The 20,293-nt window shown below is 45.9% G+C and carries 19 protein-coding genes; all 19 read left to right on the forward strand.

Features of this window, described 5'->3' with window-relative positions; translation table 11 throughout:
* The first annotated feature begins 4 nt into the window (after positions 1–4).
* The 19 genes from rpsI (at position 5) to oraE (ending at position 20,279) form a co-directional block, all read left to right on the forward strand.
* The gene (gene rpsI / locus Y697_RS06340; RefSeq protein ID WP_121550803.1) at positions 5–409 is read left to right on the forward strand and encodes a 30S ribosomal protein S9; all 405 of its coding nucleotides are present in this window, start codon (positions 5–7) and stop codon (positions 407–409) included.
* A 65-nt stretch (positions 410–474) separates the two neighbouring features.
* Complete coding sequence (dnaG, locus tag Y697_RS06345) at positions 475–2,184, forward strand: DNA primase (RefSeq protein ID WP_121550804.1); 1,710 nt, start codon at positions 475–477, stop codon at positions 2,182–2,184.
* 1 nt (position 2,185) lies between these two features.
* Entirely contained in the window at positions 2,186–3,439 is a 1,254-nt protein-coding gene (rpoD, locus tag Y697_RS06350) for an RNA polymerase sigma factor RpoD (protein ID WP_121550805.1), read from the forward strand.
* A 250-nt stretch (positions 3,440–3,689) separates the two neighbouring features.
* Positions 3,690–4,406 (forward strand): ATP-binding cassette domain-containing protein, encoded by a 717-nt coding sequence (locus Y697_RS06355; protein WP_121550806.1) that lies wholly within the window; start codon positions 3,690–3,692, stop codon positions 4,404–4,406.
* Between the two features lie 23 nt (positions 4,407–4,429).
* The gene (locus Y697_RS06360; RefSeq protein WP_121550807.1) at positions 4,430–5,389 is read left to right on the forward strand and encodes a 1-phosphofructokinase family hexose kinase; all 960 of its coding nucleotides are present in this window, start codon (positions 4,430–4,432) and stop codon (positions 5,387–5,389) included.
* A 5-nt stretch (positions 5,390–5,394) separates the two neighbouring features.
* A complete protein-coding gene (locus Y697_RS06365; RefSeq protein WP_121550808.1) occupies positions 5,395–5,847 on the forward strand; it encodes an HPP family protein in 453 nt (150 codons plus the stop codon).
* A complete protein-coding gene (gene mtaB / locus Y697_RS06370; RefSeq protein ID WP_121550809.1) occupies positions 5,844–7,118 on the forward strand; it encodes a tRNA (N(6)-L-threonylcarbamoyladenosine(37)-C(2))-methylthiotransferase MtaB in 1,275 nt (424 codons plus the stop codon). The genes Y697_RS06365 and mtaB overlap by 4 nt, the downstream gene beginning before the upstream one ends.
* On the forward strand, positions 7,087–7,971 hold the full coding sequence (locus tag Y697_RS06375) for an aminotransferase class IV (protein WP_121550810.1): 885 nt from the start codon (positions 7,087–7,089) through the stop codon (positions 7,969–7,971). Before mtaB ends, Y697_RS06375 begins: the two co-directional genes overlap by 32 nt.
* Entirely contained in the window at positions 7,934–8,230 is a 297-nt protein-coding gene (locus tag Y697_RS06380) for a DUF721 domain-containing protein (RefSeq protein WP_121550811.1), read from the forward strand. Before Y697_RS06375 ends, Y697_RS06380 begins: the two co-directional genes overlap by 38 nt.
* Positions 8,231–8,245: 15 nt before the next feature.
* The gene (gene gyrB, locus Y697_RS06385) at positions 8,246–10,141 is read left to right on the forward strand and encodes a DNA topoisomerase (ATP-hydrolyzing) subunit B (protein ID WP_121550812.1); all 1,896 of its coding nucleotides are present in this window, start codon (positions 8,246–8,248) and stop codon (positions 10,139–10,141) included.
* Positions 10,138–10,776 (forward strand): DUF4894 domain-containing protein, encoded by a 639-nt coding sequence (locus Y697_RS06390; RefSeq protein WP_121550813.1) that lies wholly within the window; start codon positions 10,138–10,140, stop codon positions 10,774–10,776. The genes gyrB and Y697_RS06390 overlap by 4 nt, the downstream gene beginning before the upstream one ends.
* A gap of 5 nt (positions 10,777–10,781) precedes the next feature.
* The gene (gene ftsA / locus Y697_RS06395) at positions 10,782–12,074 is read left to right on the forward strand and encodes a cell division protein FtsA (protein ID WP_121550814.1); all 1,293 of its coding nucleotides are present in this window, start codon (positions 10,782–10,784) and stop codon (positions 12,072–12,074) included.
* The gene (ftsZ, locus tag Y697_RS06400; protein ID WP_259462342.1) at positions 12,064–13,110 is read left to right on the forward strand and encodes a cell division protein FtsZ; all 1,047 of its coding nucleotides are present in this window, start codon (positions 12,064–12,066) and stop codon (positions 13,108–13,110) included. The genes ftsA and ftsZ overlap by 11 nt, the downstream gene beginning before the upstream one ends.
* A gap of 3 nt (positions 13,111–13,113) precedes the next feature.
* Entirely contained in the window at positions 13,114–14,808 is a 1,695-nt protein-coding gene (locus tag Y697_RS06405; protein WP_121550816.1) for a GspE/PulE family protein, read from the forward strand.
* A 174-nt stretch (positions 14,809–14,982) separates the two neighbouring features.
* Positions 14,983–16,008: a 2,4-diaminopentanoate dehydrogenase gene (gene ord, locus Y697_RS06410; protein ID WP_121550817.1), complete on the forward strand. Its 1,026-nt coding sequence runs from the start codon at positions 14,983–14,985 to the stop codon at positions 16,006–16,008.
* A 2-nt stretch (positions 16,009–16,010) separates the two neighbouring features.
* On the forward strand, positions 16,011–16,322 hold the full coding sequence (ortA, locus tag Y697_RS06415; protein ID WP_121550818.1) for a 2-amino-4-oxopentanoate thiolase subunit OrtA: 312 nt from the start codon (positions 16,011–16,013) through the stop codon (positions 16,320–16,322).
* A complete protein-coding gene (gene ortB / locus Y697_RS06420) occupies positions 16,315–17,739 on the forward strand; it encodes a 2-amino-4-oxopentanoate thiolase subunit OrtB (protein WP_121550819.1) in 1,425 nt (474 codons plus the stop codon). The genes ortA and ortB overlap by 8 nt, the downstream gene beginning before the upstream one ends.
* Positions 17,720–18,103, forward strand: coding sequence for an ornithine aminomutase subunit alpha (locus Y697_RS06425; protein ID WP_121550820.1), 384 nt, complete (start codon positions 17,720–17,722; stop codon positions 18,101–18,103). Before ortB ends, Y697_RS06425 begins: the two co-directional genes overlap by 20 nt.
* Positions 18,090–20,279, forward strand: a complete 2,190-nt coding sequence (oraE, locus tag Y697_RS06430; RefSeq protein WP_121550821.1) for a D-ornithine 4,5-aminomutase subunit OraE — start codon at positions 18,090–18,092, stop codon at positions 20,277–20,279. The genes Y697_RS06425 and oraE overlap by 14 nt, the downstream gene beginning before the upstream one ends.
* Positions 20,280–20,293: the final 14 nt, after the last annotated feature.

The raw sequence follows: 20,293 nt of genomic DNA on the forward strand, positions 1-20,293 counted from the left end.
AGGCATGGCTGACTTTGTAGATTATTATGGAACAGGCAGAAGGAAGACCTCTGTCGCCAGAGTTCACCTAAGACCTGGAACCGGTAAACTTCTAATAAACGGAAAAGCATATTCGGACCTCAAGGAATATCTTTCAAATGACGCATGGGTAAGAAGCGCACTGAAACCCGCTGTCGTTACCAACACAATAGGAAGATTCGACATGTTGATAAGAGTCGATGGTGGTGGACTTGCTGGCCAGGCAGGAGCAATAAGCCTCGGAATAGCCAGAGCGCTTATTAAGTTCAATCCGGATCTCAGGAAGCTTCTTAGACAGAACAGTCTCTTGACCAGAGACCCGAGAGAAGTCGAGAGAAAGAAGTACGGTCTAAAGAAGGCAAGAAGAGCACCCCAGTTCTCCAAGCGTTAACACGTTTTACTATAATACGGCCCGTACTCAGAGCGTATGGGCCTTTTTTTGCCGGTGGTGATTCAGTGTTCACTAAAGAGGAACTCGACGAGATTAAAAAGTCTATAAATATCGTCGAATTCATAGGTCGTTACGTGAACCTGCAGAAGGCCGGAAGCTCTTACAGGGGACTATGCCCATTTCACAGTGACAACGATCCTTCATTCTATGTTCACCCTCAAAGGGGCTTCTTTCATTGCTTTGGCTGCGGTGAAAAAGGTGATATTATCACTTTCTACCAAAAGATTGAGAATCTTTCATTCTCCGAAGCCGTGAAGCGACTCGCAGACTATGCAGGTATCCCCGTTGAAGTCGATACGGCCGAGTCGGAATACGACAGATACACGGCTATTTTGTCTCGTCTTGCGACCATATATAACAGGGAACTGAGAGAAAACAATCATGATATCCTGAAGTATCTCGAGGAGAAGAGAAAGATTACGCCAAACACAATAAGCGAATTTCAGCTGGGTTACTCGCCAGACGAAAGAACTTTTCCCCAGTCATTACAGTCGAAACTAAGGGCTGATGAAAAGTCTCTTCTTCAGTTTGGAGTGTTGTTGAGAAGAGGGACTTCGTTTAAGGACAGATTTGCGGGCAGATTGATGATTCCCATTGACAACGAATCGGGAAGAGTAGTTGGATTCGGTGGAAGAATAATGGTTGCCGATCAGGGGCCTAAGTATATGAATTCCTCCGAATCAAAATACTTTCAGAAGAACAGGCTCTTATTCAATCTTTCACGTGCCAAAGCGGCAATCAAGCAGTTGAACTACGTGGTAATCGCTGAAGGCTATTTCGACGTCATTTCACTTTTCGAAGCAGGCGTTAGTAACGCTGTCGGTTTGCTCGGAACAGCGTTGACGGAAAATCATCTTCGGGTTTTGGGAAATTACACAAGGAATCTGTTGTTCTTTCTCGACTCAGATGCAGCCGGTCAGGCGGCAACACTAAGATCAGTAGACATAGCAGAGAAAATGGACTTCACAACTGCTGTGGTGATGATGCGAGATTACAAGGACCCTGCAGATCTCTTCGTCATGGAAGGGGCAAAGGCAATTAAGGAAGTTCTGGCGGTCGCTATACCAGGGGCTGCCTTCAGGGTCGAGTTCTATTCCAGAAAGCTTGATTTGTCCGTTCCTCAGGGAAGAAAACATCTTATAGAATATCTGAGGCCATATGTTGTGAGTTTCCGGAACTCGGGAAACCTTGCGACTGTTGAGTCAACAATGGCTGCGCTTTCAGAAAAAACGGGTTATTCAGAGCGGGAGCTCCAGTCGGCTCTTCGCAGTGTTGGCTCCAGAAATACTGCAAAGGAGCTCACAAACGGCGTTATCTTGAAACTGAAAGATCATATTAGAATATATCTTCAGCATTCGGCGCTTCGAGAAACAGTTGTGAAGCAGCTCGAGCTTATGGAAGAAAGCAGAGATTTGAAGGAACTTCTCAAGGGAATGAAAAGGGGGTTGGAACTTGAGGAGCTACTCGATCTTGTGGAAGAAAGCATTGGCAGAGAACTGATAGATCTGGCATCCATTTGCATCGATTATGAGACGGCTCAGAGAATACTCCGGACAACCGGTGAGTACGCGAACAGAAGACTCGTAGAAGAAGAAATGGCCGAGATCGATAGAAAGCTGCCAAATGTGAAGGACGAGGGGGCGAAAAGAGCTTTGCTGGTCAGGAGGATCGAGCTCAGAAGACTGCTCGATAGAAAGATGAAGGGTGGCGATTAATTTGGAAAAACAGAAAAGGAAAACAAGGACAAAGGCGAAGGTCATTGAAGAGAACATCAAATCACTCGCCGAAAAAATAGTTGTTGAAGAAACAGATTCCGATGATAACGGTGAAAACAATGTTCTGATTACCAAAGAAGAGATAGATAAGCGAATCAAGAAACTTCTCAGGCAGGGAAAGAAGAAGGGCTTCATTACGTACGAAGATATCGACAGCGCTTTCCCACCAGATTATGAAGGTTTTGATTCAACTCTTGTTGAATCAATCTATGAGGAATTCGAGAAGAACAAAATTAATATCGTTGAAAAAGAACCCGTAGAGGAAGACGATGACATAGAGAACGAAGGCGGCGAAGAACTCGTTTCGATACTAGAGACAACACCGGAAATGTATGACAACATCTCTCTCAAAGACCCGATAAAGATGTATCTGAAGGAGATCGGCAAAATCTCTCTCCTTACTCCAAGTAGAGAAAGAGAGCTTGCACGTCGTGCTCAGAAAGGCGAACCGAAAGCAAAGGAAGAGCTAATCACAGCTAACCTGAGACTTGTAGTTTCTATTGCTAAGAGATATATCGGACGCGGTCTCACATTCCTTGACCTTATTCAGGAAGGAAACATAGGGCTGATCAAGGCCGTCGAGAAATTCGACTGGAAGAAGGGCTACAAGTTCAGCACGTATGCTACCTGGTGGATCAGGCAGGCCATCACAAGAGCTATTGCAGACCAGGCAAGAACGATAAGAGTTCCCGTCCACATGGTTGAAACGATAAACAAGCTGAATAAAGTTATCAGGGAGCACTTACAGGATTTCGGAGAGTATCCGACGATCGAAGAACTGGGCAAGCTTACTGGCAAAACACCTGAGAAGATCGAAGAGATTTTGGCTGCATCGAAGGAGACGGTTTCACTTGAGTCACCAATAAGTGGCGATGAAGAGTCGACAATGGGTGACTTTATTCATGACGATTCTATGGAGCAGCCGGAGGAAGCTGCCATGAAAATGCTGTTGAGAGAACAGATAGATCAGATTCTCGACACTCTTTCCCCTAGAGAAGCAATGGTGTTGAAGATGAGATATGGTCTTCTAGATGGAAAGACAAAGACTCTTGAAGAAGTGGGACAGTTTTTCAACGTGACTAGAGAGAGAATCCGGCAGATCGAAGTAAAGGCTCTCAGAAAATTGAGACATCCTTCTAGAAGCAAACAGTTGAAGGCATTGCTCGGCATGTTAAACACGTCCAAGCGTGACTAACTTAGCGATTTAATTACAGGCTCTTAATTTACGTATCATTTTCGAGCAAAGAGTCTGTGTGTATAATAGTAAACACACGCGAAGGGACGTGAAAACTTGGCCGAAAAAAAGAGAGCAAGACCAGTTGAAACAAGTCCCAGAATTCTTTCCCAAATTGAATTATTGAAAAAAGCAAAGAATGGCGATTTGCTCGCCAACAGGGAGATTTTTAGTCGTTTAAACGATAAGAACGGTAAAGAGGAGCAGTCTCGTGATTGAGGCTGCTCTTTCTCTTGAAGCTTTCTCTCTAATAGTCGAAGGCAAGAAGATGCTCGACAGTATTTCGCTTGATGTACCAAGGGGAAGTATCGCTCTTCTTCAGGGAGCAAGAGGATCCGGAAAGTCAGCTCTTCTGCGGAGTTTCATTCATTTGAATGAAGAACTCTTCGATAAAGTGAGTTATACCGGCTCAATAAAACTCTTCGGTGCGGATATTGACAATCTAGATAGAAAGAGCGTGAGAAAGCGGGTAGCATACGTCGATACAACCTTCCTAGAAGCAATGTCTAACTTCTCGTTGATCGAATTCTTCAGGTTTTTGAAAGGCAAGACCTTTGAGTTCGAGGATTTTGAGGAGAGTGAACTGGATCTGTTTCACGAACTCGACTTGCTCGACCTCCTCTCGGTGAAAGCAGAGACTTCCCTAAAGAGTATTCCGCTCTTTAAGAGGCTTTCATTACTGGTCTTTTCGACTCTGGTTCGCCATCCGGAAATAATCATCCTTGACAACATTCTCGATCACCTTGACGACGATGCATGCACCGAGGTGAAAAACATACTTCTGGAGACAAGAAACAATGTGACTATGATTATCTCTTCCAGGTTTGTTTTGAGACTTCTAGACATTTCTGATTTGTTGATTGTTCTGAAAAATGGTAAAATTTCATATGTCGGAAGTCCAGAGGTTTTCGTTCTGAACAACCGATAATTCCTCTCCATCGGAGGTGAGTGGTGAACGTCCTTACCGTTACTCTCAACCCTGCTCTCGACAGGGAAATTGTTGTTGAGAATTTCAGTATAAACGAATTCCACAGGGTGAAGAATCCCAGTTACTCGGTGATGGATCCTGGGGGTAAGGGTGTAAACGTATCAGTAATTCTCGCCGGCCTTGGAGTTCGAAACGTTGCAATGGGCTTCCTCGGCGGGAATATTGGCAAAGTAGTCGAAGAGAGAATGCGTCTGATAAGTGACCTGATAACCACCGGCTTCGTACATGTGGAGGAAGAAACCAGGGAGAATATTGCAATAGTCGATCCGTTAGGCGACACGATAACCGAGATAAACTCATCCGGCCCCTTGATAAAGCCGGATGACTTACGGATGTTTCTCCGGAGATTCGAAGTGGCTCTTTCACGAGTCAGGCATGTCGTGATTTCCGGCAGCATTCCGAGAGGTGTGGACAACGATATTTGCAAAACACTATGCAAAAAGGTCACTGATGCGGGTAAGTTGGCATTTGCCGAAGGTATCGGTCCTGCCTTCGAAATGGCCGTAGACGCTGGAGTGATAACTGTGGCTCGGCCTGATCTGAGAAGCAGAAAGCTGATTTTCGGAGAGAGTCTAGTCGATCTCAATGATTATATCAAAGCGGCGAAGAAGATCATAGAAAAAGGCGCCAAACTGGCAATACTCTCATACGCCATAGAAGGCGACGTCATAGCAACCAAAGATGGAGTCTGGCTGTTCAAGACCAGGGGTCATATCGACAGATCCCATTTGCTGGGAACCGGCGATGCTTTCATGGCTGGGGTGGTCCACTCCATGATCGAGGATGAAAAGGATTGCTTCTTGGCAGCAAAGAGGGGTATGTCGGCGGCCGTTGCGGAAGCAGAATACATAAGCAAAGAACTAATATCTATTAAGGACATAGATGAGCATATAGATTCTTTCGATGTGCGGGAACTGGAGTGATCTGAATGAAAGTAAGCGAAGCAATGATAAGAGATGTTTCGACAATTTTCGAAGATGAGACAATCGAGGATTTCATCGTCTTCTGTTTGAGGCAGAACAAATCAGGTCTTCCAGTTGTCGACGAGGAGTTCAGAGTTGTAGGGTTTCTGAGTGAAAGCGATGTAATCAAGAGTGCTCTTCCGAGCTACTTCAGTCTTCTTCAATCGGCATCATTCATTCCCGATACGCATCAGTTCGTTATACGATTGGGGAAGATTAAGGACGACCAGGTCTCACAGCACATGGTAAAACCGCCAGTGCTAATCAGGCCCGATGATACTGTAATTTATGCCGCTGACCTTCTCATCAAGAATGGACTCAAGATAATGCCTGTAGTCGATGCCGAGGGGAAACTGATGGGAGTAGTCAACAGGATCCATCTCATTCATGCAGCGACGCAAGGCAAGATCGATAGATGAGGAAAACCGTTTCAATCTATACTTTCGGCTGCAAGATGAACCAGTATGAATCTCAGGCAATGGCCGAGAGATTGGAAGATTACGAAGTGAGTTTTTCTAAGGAACATGCGGATCTCTTCATTCTAAATTCATGCACAGTAACCTCCGAAGCGGAACGAAAACTAAGACAGCTTTTCAGGAGGCTGAAGGGTCTCAACCCGAATTCAAAGATTATAGTTGCAGGCTGTTACTCCGAGCTTTCACCAAATCAATTACGAAAGCTCGGAGCTGATGAAGTGATTGGAGTCAAAGAGAAAACGGCCATACATAGATTCGTCTCAAAGCAGTTGAATCGCCCTGATGGAGTCGAGAAAGGAAGTTTTCTGACTGTTACTTCCAGTATTGAAGGGAGAACTAGGGCCTTCTTGGGAATTGAAGACGGGTGTTTGAACCACTGCTCTTATTGCAGAATAAGATTGGCAAGGGGCAATAAGATTATCAGTAAGCCAGTTGATCTAGTGAAGAGAGAGTTTAGCGGTTTAGTAGAGAGAGGTTATAGAGAGGTAGTATTGACGGGAATCAACATTGGATATTACGGCTTTGACCTAGATACGTCTCTCGCTGAACTCCTTTACGAGCTTGAGAAGATTCGTGGAGATTGGAGAATTCGGCTAGGTTCGATCGACCCGGACACAATGAATGAAAGTTTTCTCGAACTGATAGCTAACTCGTCGAGGCTTGCCAGACATCTCCATCTTTCTCTTCAGAGCGGGTCAGACGCGGTTCTACGATCAATGAGAAGGAACTACACAGTTAGCGAGTATCTTAGAGCCGTAGAGAGAGCCAGAAGTATTGATTCAAGGTTTGCGTTTACTACAGATCTGATAACCGGTTTTCCTGAAGAGAGTGATGATGATCATAGAAGGACATTGAGAATCATAGAAGAGGTGAACTTCTTGAAAGTACACGTTTTTAGATTCTCGAAGAGACCAGGAACTGAAGCGGCGGAAATGACTGGCCAGATAGATTCGGGCGTCAAGAAATCCAGATCTGTGGAACTCATGGAAGAGGCAGTTCGATCAAGAGCGAGCTATCTTGTGAAACAGATTGGCAGGATGAATAGAGTTTTGATCGAGAGATCAGATTCTTTCTGCAGTCACGGATTCGATGAGTACTACATACCTCACAGAATTGCGGGAAAACACGAAGGCTTTGTGGATGCGAAAATAATCGAGTTACAGAGTGATGAGGAGGGTTCCGATGCAGAACTATATTGCCGATCAGTGGTGTGACGAAGGCGCTTCCCGGATTAGCATCCTCATACCGGGAGTAATGAACAGCGAATCGGTCTATGAAGTAGTTCGAACGTATAATGGATTACCTTTTGCGTTCAGAAAGCATTTTGATAGACTGAAGCAATCCGCGAATCTGTTGGGACTCGACTTGCCGTTCACATGCAAGGAGCTGAACTCGCTAATTATTGAAGGGTTGGAGAGAAACAAGGCTGTTCAAACCGAGGATTTCAGAATTCGCATCTCATTGATGAACGACGTTTCTGGAAGCATAATCGCAGTGGTTTTCAGCCGACTTCCTTCAGCTTCGAAGGATATCTATGAATTGGGTGTAAAGATCTCGATCTCACCTTTTTTAAAGCCTTCGGGCGAAATAGTCGATCCTCATTTGAAGATGCCTGGTGCAAGCTGGAATATTAGAACAAGAAAGGCCCTTGGAGATAATTACGACATGATCATTCTAAATGAAAAGGGCAGTCTTTGTGAGGGTTCTTTTTCTAACATTTTCCTTGTTCTCGATGGATCTGTTGCGACACCGGATATTCAGTCCGGGGTGCTGCCGGGAATAACTAGAGACAATGTCATTGGGTTATGTGAGTCACTGGAAATCCCCGTTGAGAAGAGACCAATTCCGGCCTGGGAACTTTTCTGTGCCGATGAAGTCTTCATCACCCATACCAGCGTGGGAATCGTTCCGGTCAGAAGACTGGAGGATAGAGTCCTTATTGAAGACTTCACCGATGGAATGACTCGGCTCTTACTGGACAATTTTGAAGGATACATAATGACAGAAGACAGTAATTGGAGCGGATTAGATGAAGTGGAACCATCGGACTATAGGGCAGATATTTGATGATCTGGTAAGGAGTTCGGGACTGTTCAGAAAGATTAGAGTCTTCGAACTAAACAAAGATTGGGAAGAAATAGTTGGAGAACCAATTGCAAATCATTCCTCTATAGTCGATTTCACCGACGGAACTCTAATTATCAGAGTTGACGACGGTATGTGGCTTAATGAAATGAAACTTAGAGAGAATATTTTTCTGGAGAGAATGAACTCCGTGATAGGAGTAGAAGCAATCAAGAGAATCAGATTCAGAATTGGACGATAGACCTGGAGGTGCTCAATGTCTGATTTATACAACGCTCAAAATATAAAGATCCTTAAGGGGCTCGATCCCGTCAGAAAGCGACCTGGAATGTATATTGGGTCGACGGGAAAGTCCGGTCTTCACCATCTCGTTTATGAAATCGTCGACAATAGCATAGACGAGGCAATGGGCGGTTACTGCGACAATATAAGTATCGTAATAACGGAGGACGGTTCCGTCGTTGTCAGCGACAACGGAAGGGGAATACCGATAGATATCCATCCCGATACAGGGACGAGCGCTCTTGAAGTGGTAATGACGACACTCCACGCCGGAGGGAAGTTCTCGAAAGACTCTTACAAGATAAGTGGAGGCCTCCACGGTGTCGGCGCTTCTGTGGTAAACGCTTTGTCTGAGTGGATGATAGTCGAAGTAATGGTAGATGGCAAAGTCTATCGACAGAAGTATGAACGAGGAAAGGCTCTTGCTCCAGTCGAAATCGTTGGAGAGACAAAAGAAAAGGGAACAATAACGAGCTTCAAGCCGGACCCTCTTATATTCAACATTACCGACTTTGACTTCGACATCCTTGAGGCGAGATTCAAAGAACTTGCCTACCTCAATGGAGGAATAAAAATCACCTTTGAAGACAGAAGAAATGAAGAGAAGAGGAGCTATCACTTCGAAGGTGGAATTGTTGAGTTCGTAAAGGCTCTGACCAAAAACAAGAAATCAATTCATAAAGATCCTATCTACTTAGAAGGTTCATACAATGATGTGAAGATTCAGCTCGCCATGCAGTACACCACTTCATACGACGAGGATGTACTCACCTTCGTGAACAACATAAAGACTATCGAAGGGGGAACTCATCTCACCGGGTTCAAGACGGTCCTCACAAAGACAATGAATGATCTGGGCAGAAAGCACAACATTTTGAAGGAAAAAGATCTGAATCTCCAGGGTGAAGACCTGAGGGAAGGGCTTTCCGCGATTCTGAGCGTTTTTGTAAAGGAACCGCAATTTGAGGGTCAGACTAAAGCTAAACTCGGGAACGATGAGGCCTTCGAAGCAGTGATGAAGGTAGTGAAAGAGAAACTTGAAGAGCACTTCGACTACAATCAGAAGGATCTAAAGTCAATACTTAGTAAGGCCCTTGAAGCTTCCAGAGCAAGGCTTGCAGCTAAAAAAGCAAGAGAGATGATTCGAAGAAAGAACGCTCTCGAGAATACAACTCTTCCTGGCAAACTTGCAGATTGTATCTCCGGGAATCTAGATGAAACCGAGATATTCATTGTCGAGGGAGATTCTGCCGGCGGTTCGGCGAAAATGGCACGCTCTAGAGAGATGCAGGCTATTCTTCCGCTGAGAGGCAAGATACTGAACGTGGAAAAGGCCGGACTGGACAGAATGTTGAAGAGCGAAACAATAAGCAATATTATCGTCGCTCTCGGGACAGGTATGGGCGAGGATTTTAATATGGAATCACTGAGATACGGAAGGATCATAATCATGACCGATGCCGATGTCGACGGCGCACACATAACCACATTGCTTCTTACGCTCTTCTATCGGTATATGACACCGCTGATAACCACTGGAAAAGTCTACATTGCTCAAGCTCCACTTTATAAGATTGAAATGAATCGCCAGAAATTCTATTTTTATAGCGATGAGGAACTTACTACTTTTCTGAAAGAGCATTCTGACCGAAAGCTGAATTACTCGAGATTCAAAGGGCTCGGTGAGATGAATCCCGAGCAGCTTTGGGAGACGACAATGAACCCCAACGACAGGAAATTAGTGCAGATTAGTATTGAAGATGCACAGGAAGCTGATCGTGTGTTCACCATTCTAATGGGTAGCGAGGTGGAGGAAAGAAGGTCGTTTATACAACGACATGCACTAAGTATTTCCAATCTTGACGTATGAGTCTTTCACTTAGAGCCGGGATTTGCGTGGTGGTCCTTTTTACCATTTGGATGTTTTGCATAGCGAATTTCGTACTGGAGTCATTCTTCACGGCTCCCGTTGAGCAGTTGACCAGGATAGTCAATTCGGGAGAGATTCTAGTTGAATTTCCGCTGGCCTTTAGAAGAACATGGAAAACTGATATAATTTACCCACCGGGAAGTATTGATGTTTCCGGAGGTAGGGTCTATTTGAAACCGGGAAAGTTTGTTGTTAGCTATGAAGACAAATACTACTGGGTATCGGAGGATTTTGTTATAGTTGATTACGCCGATCTTACCGAGATTTTCAATCACCCGGTTATTGGCGGGGTAAGATTTCTTCTTACTAATGGAGTTTATGTAGCTAGCGAAAGAGACATAGACATTTTTGCCGGAGCGGTAGAGGGCATTCTTGCTGACAGAAGCGTACTGGCACTGGTATCATACTTTGACTTTGAGAACAACGTACTACTTCTCAGACGCGGGATTCGAGTTAAAGTTATGGACTGGGAGAGCTTAGAAGCAAACAGGGACCTTCTTCTTCAGCTAGAAAACGCCTCCGACAGAAGCGAATATATTTTCTTGAGTGATGGTAAACTGTTGAGAGCGAGGTGACATTGATGGCCAGGGGGAAGGATTATACAGTTTCTCTCGATGTTGGCACGAACACCCTCAAGGGTGTGGTGGTAAGTAGAGAACAGACAGGTCAGATGACTCTTGAGGCTTATGGAAGTGTCAAGACTGTTGGACTTGACAAGGGCGAAGTTAAAGACGCGGTCGCTCTTAAGCAGTCGATTCAGAAGCTGATCGAGGACCTAACGGGTCAGATGGGTAAGAAAGATGTTGAAGCGGACTTCAAGATAAGTTTCACGGACGGAGATTATTCAGTATTTTCCGAAAACATTGAAGAGGTTCTCTCCGAAGACAAACAGGTAATGGTTAGAGAGCAGACGATAATGACCATTATGAGCCGTTTAAAGGCCGAGAAGATGAAGACGGGTAACACTAACATACACAGAAGTTATATACGCAAGTATATTCTTGATGATGACAAAGTCGTCTTCAACCCCGTCGAGATGTATGCTAAGAAACTTAACGTGGAGATGGTCTTTGTTTCCAGCGAAGGAAAGTCAGTCGAAATATTCCGAAGGCTTTTCGAAGAGCTTTTCGGAAGGGGCGACTTTTTCATTTCTCCGGCGTTGATCTCTGCCTCGGAAGCGGTACTCACCGACACCGAAAAGCAGCACGGAGTGGTAAGCGTAGTTTTGGGTCACAGTTTTTCGGAGATTGTTATCTACAGAGAGAATCTTCCTGTTTACATCTCAAGAATTCCTCTTGGAATAAGACACATAGTCCTTGATGTTGCCAGAGTACTGGGCACATCTGTAGATGAAGCCGAGAGACTTCTCGTAAACTATGGTCACTGCAGCATGTTCCCACCGGATTCCGAAGACGTTGTGGAATACTTCGGCCTAGATGAGAGAACAAGAAAGAACGTCTCTGTCAGGAGGCTGTCCACTGTGATATACGCAAGAGTTAAGGAACTCCTGAACAAGATAAGGAAAGAGATTCAACTCTTCGTGATAAACAATCCCGAGTATTCGGAAGAGAGAATTCCCGGCGGAGTGGTCTTTAGTGGTGGGGGTTCAAAGCTGAGAGGATTGACAGATGTGGGAGTAGAATCTCTGAAAATGCCAGTAAGAATTGGAACATACGAAACCAGTTTCAACAAGCGTATTGAGAACAGCCATGATGTTGCTAATGATCCCGTATTCAGTTCGTGTTTGGGCAATCTGGTCTCCCCCGAGGAAGTACAGGGAGAAGCTGTAGAGAGCGTGGTAGAAAGACCTAAAAAAGGTTTCGGATCCTTTATTAAATCCCTCTTCTTTGGAGGTGTAGATGATGAGCTTTGAGATTGACACTGGTAAGAAGAATGCTGAAATCAGATTGCCATCAATAAAAGTAATTGGCGTCGGTGGAGCCGGAGGAAATGCTGTTAACAGAATGATCTCTGAGGGAATACACGGAGTGACATTCATTGCGGCCAATACGGATATTCAGGTCCTCGAAAGCAACAAGGCCGAACTGAAGATTCAGCTTGGAACGGAGCTGACACGAGGTCTTGGAGCCGGCGGAAACCCCAACGTTGGCGAAAGAGCCGCCGAGGAGTCCGTCGACGAGATCGGAACATTTCTTGAGGATACCGATCTTCTTTTCATCACTGCAGGCATGGGGGGCGGTACAGGAACGGGTGCGGCTCCAATAGTAGCTTCGATAGCTAGAGAGATGGGAATTCTTACTGTTGCCGTAGTGACGACCCCCTTCTTCTTTGAAGGAAACACCCGCTTGAAGACTGCCCATGAAGGATTGAGAAGACTAAAGAATTCGGTGGACACACTAATAAGAATCTCGAATAACAAGCTTCTGCAAGAGTTACCGCCGAACACTTCAATCGTAGATGCCTTTGCAAAGGCCGACGAGACTCTTCATCACGGAATAAAGGGTATTTCCGAGCTCATAACAAAGCGCGGGTATATCAACCTTGATTTTGCCGATGTCGAGTCGGTTTTGAGAAATGCCGGAACGGCGATGCTGGGCATTGGAGTAGGCTCCGGTGAGAGACGCGCCGAAGAAGCTGCGCGAAGAGCCCTTGAAAGCCGCTTACTGGAAAAGCCTATCGATAATGCGACGGGAATAATTCTCAACGTCTCCGCCAAGAACATTACGCTCAGAGAGATGAATATTGCTGCCGCAATTGTGAGACAGAACTGCAGTGAGGATGCAGATGTCAAACTCGGACTTATTGTTGATCCTGACATGAACGATGATGAGCTTGATATAACCTTGATAGCGGCAGGCTTGGAACTCGATGAAGGCGAATTGATGGGCGACGCTTCAGACATTCCCGCGATCTACAGATTCGGATTGGATATAAACGAGGAGGAATAGTATTTGAGAGTCTATAAAAGACTCGGAGAGCTACTCATTGATCAAGGTCTCATCAGTGAAGATGCTCTCCAGCAGGCCGTAGCGCTGCAAAAAAAAGTAGGAAAGCCGATTGGAGAAGTTCTTGTCGGAATGGGCGTCATCTCTTGGGAGGACATTTACGATTCTCTTTCCAAACAGTACGGCCTCAAAGTACTGGATGAAGTCCCTAACTTGCTTTCACCAGAAGTCCTAAGAATGATTCCCAAGCCTGTTGCGGATAGGCTGAACGTAATTCCAATCGATTTTTCCCCAGAGGGCAACGTTTTGAAAGTGGTAACAACCGATGTCCTTAAGGTTCCACAAATAGACAGAGAGCTCTCGTTCCTGACTGGGGATAAGATACACACTCTTCTCGTACCTCCTCCCATGTTTGATGCACTTTATAAATCCTCTTACGAGGAGTCTGCTTCTAGTGAGATAATCGATAATACTTTCAGTATAGAACAGCACACGGAAATTGATCTTGAGGATGACAGACAGGACGAAACCGATGATACTCCCGTCGCGAAGTTCATTAACTCCCTTCTAGACAACGGCATCAGAAGCGATGCCAGTGACGTCCATCTAGAGCCCTACGAGAAAATGGCAGTTGCAAGACTGAGAGTCGACGGGGTCTTGAGAAAGGTTCTGAGTTATCCTAGAAAGGCTCACAACTCTGTTGTATCCAGAATCAAGGTCATGTGCAATCTGGATATTTCAGAGAAGAGAATGCCTCAGGATGGAAAGTTCTATATTAGGAGAGGCAATGAGCAGTTCGACATGAGGGTTTCGACGATGCCAACAATTTTCGGTGAGAAAGTTGTTATGAGAATTCTACGGGTCTCAAATGCTAAGAAGAAGCTTGAAGATCTGGGCCTCTCCGACTACAACAGGGAGCGTTTCGAGAGTATTATTAGCTCTCCTTATGGGATCATACTTGTTTCAGGACCTACGGGGAGCGGAAAATCAACAACTTTGGTCGCCGTTCTTAACCAGGTTACTTCCGATAAAGTCAATGTCTTGACCGCTGAGGACCCAGTCGAATACACCATAGAAGGTATTTCTCAATGTCAAGTAAATACGGACATCGGATTGACTTTCGCGAGATACCTTCGATCTTTCTTGCGGCAGGACCCCGACATAATTATGGTTGGCGAAATACGAGATAGAGAGACTGCCCAGCTTGCCATTGAAGCATCTCTCACCGGGCATCTTGTTTTCTCAACGATTCACACGAATAGCGCCGCAGGCGCGGTGGCCCGACTAGTAAATATGGGGGTGGATCCCTTCTTGCTCGGGACCTCACTGATTGGTGTCATGGGACAGCGACTGGTAAGAAAGTTGTGCAACAACTGCAAAGTGAAGATTCCCGTGAGAGAAGAAGTGAGAAAGCTTGCATCTACCCTTTATCCGAACCGCGAGGACTTCACCGAATATATACCGGGAAATGGCTGCCCCGAATGTAGAGGGATGGGATATAGAGGCAGAACAAGCATCAGCGAAATCCTTGTGGTGAACAACAGTCTTCGACAGCTTATCGGCAATAACGCTTCAGAAAGAGAGCTCGCAGCGGCTGCGGTCTCCTCGGGAATGCGAACTCTCTACAATGATGGAGTTCAAAGAGTTCTTGACGGAGTAACATCACTTGAAGAGATCAAGAGAGTGGCAATAGAGTACTGACGAGTCTTCTTTCAGCTGTTAATATCCATACTTGCGCATACTCAAACATACTTGCATAAGGTGTGATTAGTCGTCTTTTATCGCGAATAGCCGCAAATTGCCCAAATAGCCTGCCTTTTTCGACAGTGATAGTATTGGATTGAATAATCTAAACATCGGATTGGAGGTTTCTTTATGGCTTACAGAGTTTTGGTGTGGGGCCTGGGAGCAATGGGAAGCGGAGTGGCTAGAAATATTGTGAAGAAAGAAGAACTCAGGCTGGTAGGTGCAGTTGAAAAGGATCCAGAAAGAATCGGAAAGGACCTCGGAGAGTATCTTGGCGGAGAAAAAACGGGAAGACTTGTTTACTCAGACATCGAGAAAGCTATAGTGGAAACGAGACCGGACATTGTAGTAATCGCCACCAATTCCTTCGTCGAAGAAGTCCTTCCGAAGATAGAAGCAGCTGCCAGACACCATGTTGACATTCTTACGATAGCCGAAGAAATGGCCTTCCCATTCGTCTCGCATCCCGAAGAATCGGAAATACTCGAGAATATAGCCTGGCGTTATGGGGTATCCATCCTCGGCACGGGAATAAATCCCGGATTCGTGCTGGACCTCCTCATCATAGCTATGACTGGGGCGTGTCTCAAAGTTGACAGAATCGAGGCTAGAAGAATCAACGATCTTTCTCCGTTTGGAAAGACTGTGATGGAGACTCAAGGAGTGGGGACCTCTCCTGAAGAGTTCAGAAAGGGTATCGAAAAGGGAGATATCGTCGGTCACATTGGATTTCAGCAATCGATAGCGATGATTGGCAATGCACTGGGCTGGGAGATAGACAGAATTGAAGAGAGTCGTGAGCCAATCATTTCAAATACAGAGAGAAAGACGAGCGTTGCGCATGTGAAGCCTGGAATGGTAGCTGGTTGTAAACATGTAGGACGTGGTTACTGCGGCGAGAAGCTCATGATAGAGTTGGTTCATCCTCAGCAAATTCTACCAGAAACTGAAGGAGTGGACACTGGAGATTACATAGATATCTACGGCGACCCGGAAATCCATCTTTCAATAAAACCGGAAATTCCCGGCGGAAAGGGAACGATTGCTCTTGCGACAAATATGATTCCTGCAGTTATCGAAGCGGCTCCAGGACTTATCGAAATGAGCGAACTCCCTATTCCAAGGTGCCTGTTGGACGAAATAAAGGAGATGTAAGTATGAGTGCAATAAAGGGGCAGTGGGTGCAAATACACCGGATTCTTCTTGATCCTGGAGAGAGGGCTCCCTCAGTACCCGAAGACACTAGAAATCTTCCTCTCGAACTCAGGATAAGAGGTTTTCTGCTGGAAGAAAAGGCCGAAGTCGGTGAATTGGTGACAATAGAGACGGCCGCAGGAAGAAAGGTATACGGAAAAATTGAGTCTGTCGAACCCTCACATGAGCACAATTTCGGAGACTATATCCCGGAGCTGGCTGAAGCTGGAATGGAGCTTACAAAATGGCTAACTGGCGGCGATGAAGATGAATGACAAATCCTATAAGTCGGTTATGTCCAGGAGAAAAGAGATAATGAAGGCCTCTGTGGGAGTCGATTACGACAGGTATGAGCTCGATGGAATCGCTTTTGATTATGAAGGACTTATGAAAGATACATCTTATCCCATTGAAGAGATAAGAAACATTCAGGCAGAGACTGGGGTCGGATGCACTCCTCTCATTGAACTGAAGAACATTACAAGACTCGTCAGATCGATTAGCGAACCGGGTAAGGGAGCCAGAATCTTCCTCAAAGATGAAGCGACAAACCCGTCTGGAAGCTTCAAAGACCGACGAGCCTCGATTAGTGTTGCGAGGGCAAGAGAGTTTGGCTACAAAGGCGTTATTGCAGCAACAAGTGGTAACTACGGAGCCGCAGTAGCTTCTCAATCAATGAAGAGAGCTCTCAAGTGCATAATAGTTCAAGAGTGTTACGATAGCAAAGGGAGAGGCCAGCCGGAGATTCTCGAGAAGGCACGCGCCTGCGAAGCATATGGCGCCGAAGTAGCTCAATTGACAGTAGGCCCCGAACTCTTCTATTACTTTCTGTTGCTGCTCGAAGAGACTGGATTCTTTAATGCCTCGCTCTATACTCCGTACGCGATTGCTGGAATCGAAACGCTGGGTTACGAGATCGTGGAGCAGGCACAAAGTGTTATAGGCAAGAATCCCGATTACGTACTTGCAACGCATGCGGGGGGAGGCAACCTCACGGGAACGGCCAGAGGTCTTCTTAAGGCTGGAGCAGACACCACTGAGATCATAGGCGTGAGTGTCGATCTTTCGGGTCTTCATATGGCAAGCGACTCTGATTTCAATCTAAAGTCCTTCACAACAGGGCATACGGGATTCGGTATTCCCTTCGCCGTTCTTCCCGACAGATCAGATGTTCCAAGAAATGCCGCAAGGGCCTTGAGATATATGGACAGATATCTTCTTGTTACGCAGGGCGAGGTTTTCTATGTCACCGAGATGCTTGCAAGACTCGAGGGGTTGCAGCGCGGTCCGGCCGGCAACACAAGTTTGACTGCTGCAATAGCGCTCGCTAAAGAGTTGCCCGAAGAAAAGACGATAGTTGTTCAGGAGACCGAGTACACAGGAGCGGGCAAATTGCCAAGCGCCCAACTTACATTTGCCAGAAACAATGGAATCGAGATCGTCCGTGGTGATCCGATTGTCGAAGACTATCCTGGTAAGACGATATCTATTCCTGAAGGATACTCACAGATCGCCTACAAAGAAGTAAATATGACCGAACTGAAAGAATCTTATATAAAGCAGCTTCTGAAACAGGGAGTTACGCTGATCGAGAGCGACTATGATTACCTTTCCGCAGAACTGAAGATCAGTGTGGCCGAAGCCAAGCAGTTGGTTAAGGAGGTAAGCGGCAATGTCGATCCAAAGAATTGATGATTTCGAAGAGAGAAGCTTACATCTGCAGAATCTTTCAGATGAAGAGCTTGACAGACGATTCTGGGAACTTGCAGAAAGAATTGTGGAACCCCTGATAGACCTTGCAGAGACCAATACCAGCCCTTCGATCGAACGCTCCGTGCTCCTGAGAATGGGACTGGACAGCTTCCAGGCCGGCTCAATTGTCACCAAGGCCAATGAACATGGCTTGCTGGGTAAGGGAGCCGGAAACCTTGTAATTACTTATGCCAAGAATAACTCGTTAACCTTCGAGAAGGCCGTTGAAGATCTCGTGACTGGAAAGGGCTGGGAACAGCTTGCCTCTTCTTTCAGAGGGGGTGGAAGAAATGCTGCCCGCTAATGAGAAGCTCAAAGTAGAAGAGATTTTGAAAGATCTGGAGCACTACTCTCCAAAGAGAAGAGGTTGGACCTGGAGGAAGAGACTTCCGAAAGGTGCGAAGGTCGACGGTTTCAATTACGACGAGATTTCAGAACCTCTCACGAATAGCATCGGTCTTCCAGCTTCTCACTATTTCGATAACATAGATCCGCAACCCGATTCTGTGATAACTTCCGAGATAGCTTCAGGGAGGTTCGAAGACGACATCAGAAGGATGAGAATGGCCGCATGGCATGGAGCAGACCACATTATGGTTATCAGGACACTAGGCCAGAGTCACATCGATGGCCTGATAGAGGGAACTCCGGAGGGAATTGGTGGAATCCCGATAACCAGGAAGCAGCTAAGGGCTACAAGAAAGGCTCTCGACATCATAGAAGAAGAAGTAGGCAGACCGATTAACTTTCATTCTTATGTGAGTGGAGTGGCGGGACCGGAGATTGCAGTTCTCTTTGCAGAAGAGGGCGTGAACGGTGCTCATCAGGATCCTCAGTACAACATACTATATAGAGGGATTAATCCTGTCAGATCCTTTGTAGATGCAGCCGTTGCGAAAAGAATCATGGCTAGCGTCGATATGCTTCAAATAGACGGTGCACACAACGCCAATGCCTCCGCGAAGAGAGCCTGGAAAGTCATGCCCGAACTTCTTGTTCAGCACGCAATCAATTGCGCTTTTTCCGTGAAGGCCGGCATGAAAAAGGGTTCAATAGCTCTTTCGACAGTTCCTCCCGTAGTTTCTCCGGCTCCGGAATTCAAACTGAATTTCGTTTATGCATTGACTCTTCGAGAACTTTTCAAAGAGTACAGGTTCAGGGCTCAAATGAATACGCGGTATATTGAATCCGATCTCATTGATGCGACCAGGATTCACGTTCTTGACACTCTGATTTCCAGATTGACAAGAGCAGACATCCAATCGACCATAACTCCCGATGAAGGCCGGAATGTTCCATGGCACATAAACTCGATAAGGGGAGTCGAGACTGCAAAGCACACCTTGCTAGCTCTCGATGGAATCAAGGATCTACTGAAGGTCAACGAGGAAGTTGTTAGGCCAAAGATTCGTGAGATGAAAATGAGGGCAATCCTCATGATGGAAGAAATTCTTGAAGTTGGCGGATACTTCGAGGCCGTAGAGAAGGGCTTCTTTGTCGACAACGGTCAGTATCCTGAGCGAAACGGAGACGGAATAGCAAGGCAAAAGAACGGCGGAATTGGTGCGGGCAGTGTCGTTCCAAGAGACCCCGAGTATTTTGCACCAGTATCTGAGCATTTCGGATACAACAACATTCCCGAAGGCTTCTCCTCCCCCGACGAACCGATAGGCGGCTGCACCCTCCAGGACAGATCAAAGATAAAGTACATAGACGAATTGGATGAATCTGACAACGTCAATCTAAGGATTTCTCAGCAACTGCTGGACAGAGAAAAGGGTCTCATTAGTCCCGAGGTTGAATGGTGGGGTGACGGATGGATTCAACTAGATATGACAATCCCAGACGATCCCGATCATTCGGAAGCGGCAGCTTTAGAGATAGCAAAAAGAATGGGCTTCACCGACGCATCCGTTATAAGCAAGACGGTACTGCACCCTGTTGAAGGTACATATCTTGAATTGAAGGCAAAGGTGCCATTCAAGATCGAGAGAGACTCTCTAAAACTGCCCGAAAAGCCAGATTTACTGAGTGAAGAGGAAATCACTTCTTTCGTCCAAGAACATCCTATGAGAGTCGTTGCGGGAACTGTAGGTAACGATGAACACTCGGTTGGAATCAGGGAGATTCTAGACATCAAACATGGCGGAATCGAGAAGTTCGGCTTCAAGTACACCTATCTAGGAACGAGCGTCAGTCCCGAAAAGTTCATTGACGCGGCCGTGGAGACCGGCGCAGAAGCGATTCTCGTATCAACGATTATCACTCACAACGAAGTTCATGTGAGCAATATGACGAAAATTGCTCAACTCGCTGTTGAAAAAGGTGTACGGAACAAGGTCATCATTATTTCCGGAGGAACTCAGATTACAAATGACCTTGCAGTTGCTTGCGGAATGGACGCTGGATTTGGACGTGGTACGAAGGGGATTAACGTAGCTTCATTCCTTGTGAAGAAGAAACGAGCACTTCTAGGATAGGATCCATTAACATC

Origin of the sequence: Mesotoga sp. BH458_6_3_2_1 (assembly GCF_003664995.1) — a bacterium.
GTDB lineage: Bacteria > Thermotogota > Thermotogae > Petrotogales > Kosmotogaceae > Mesotoga.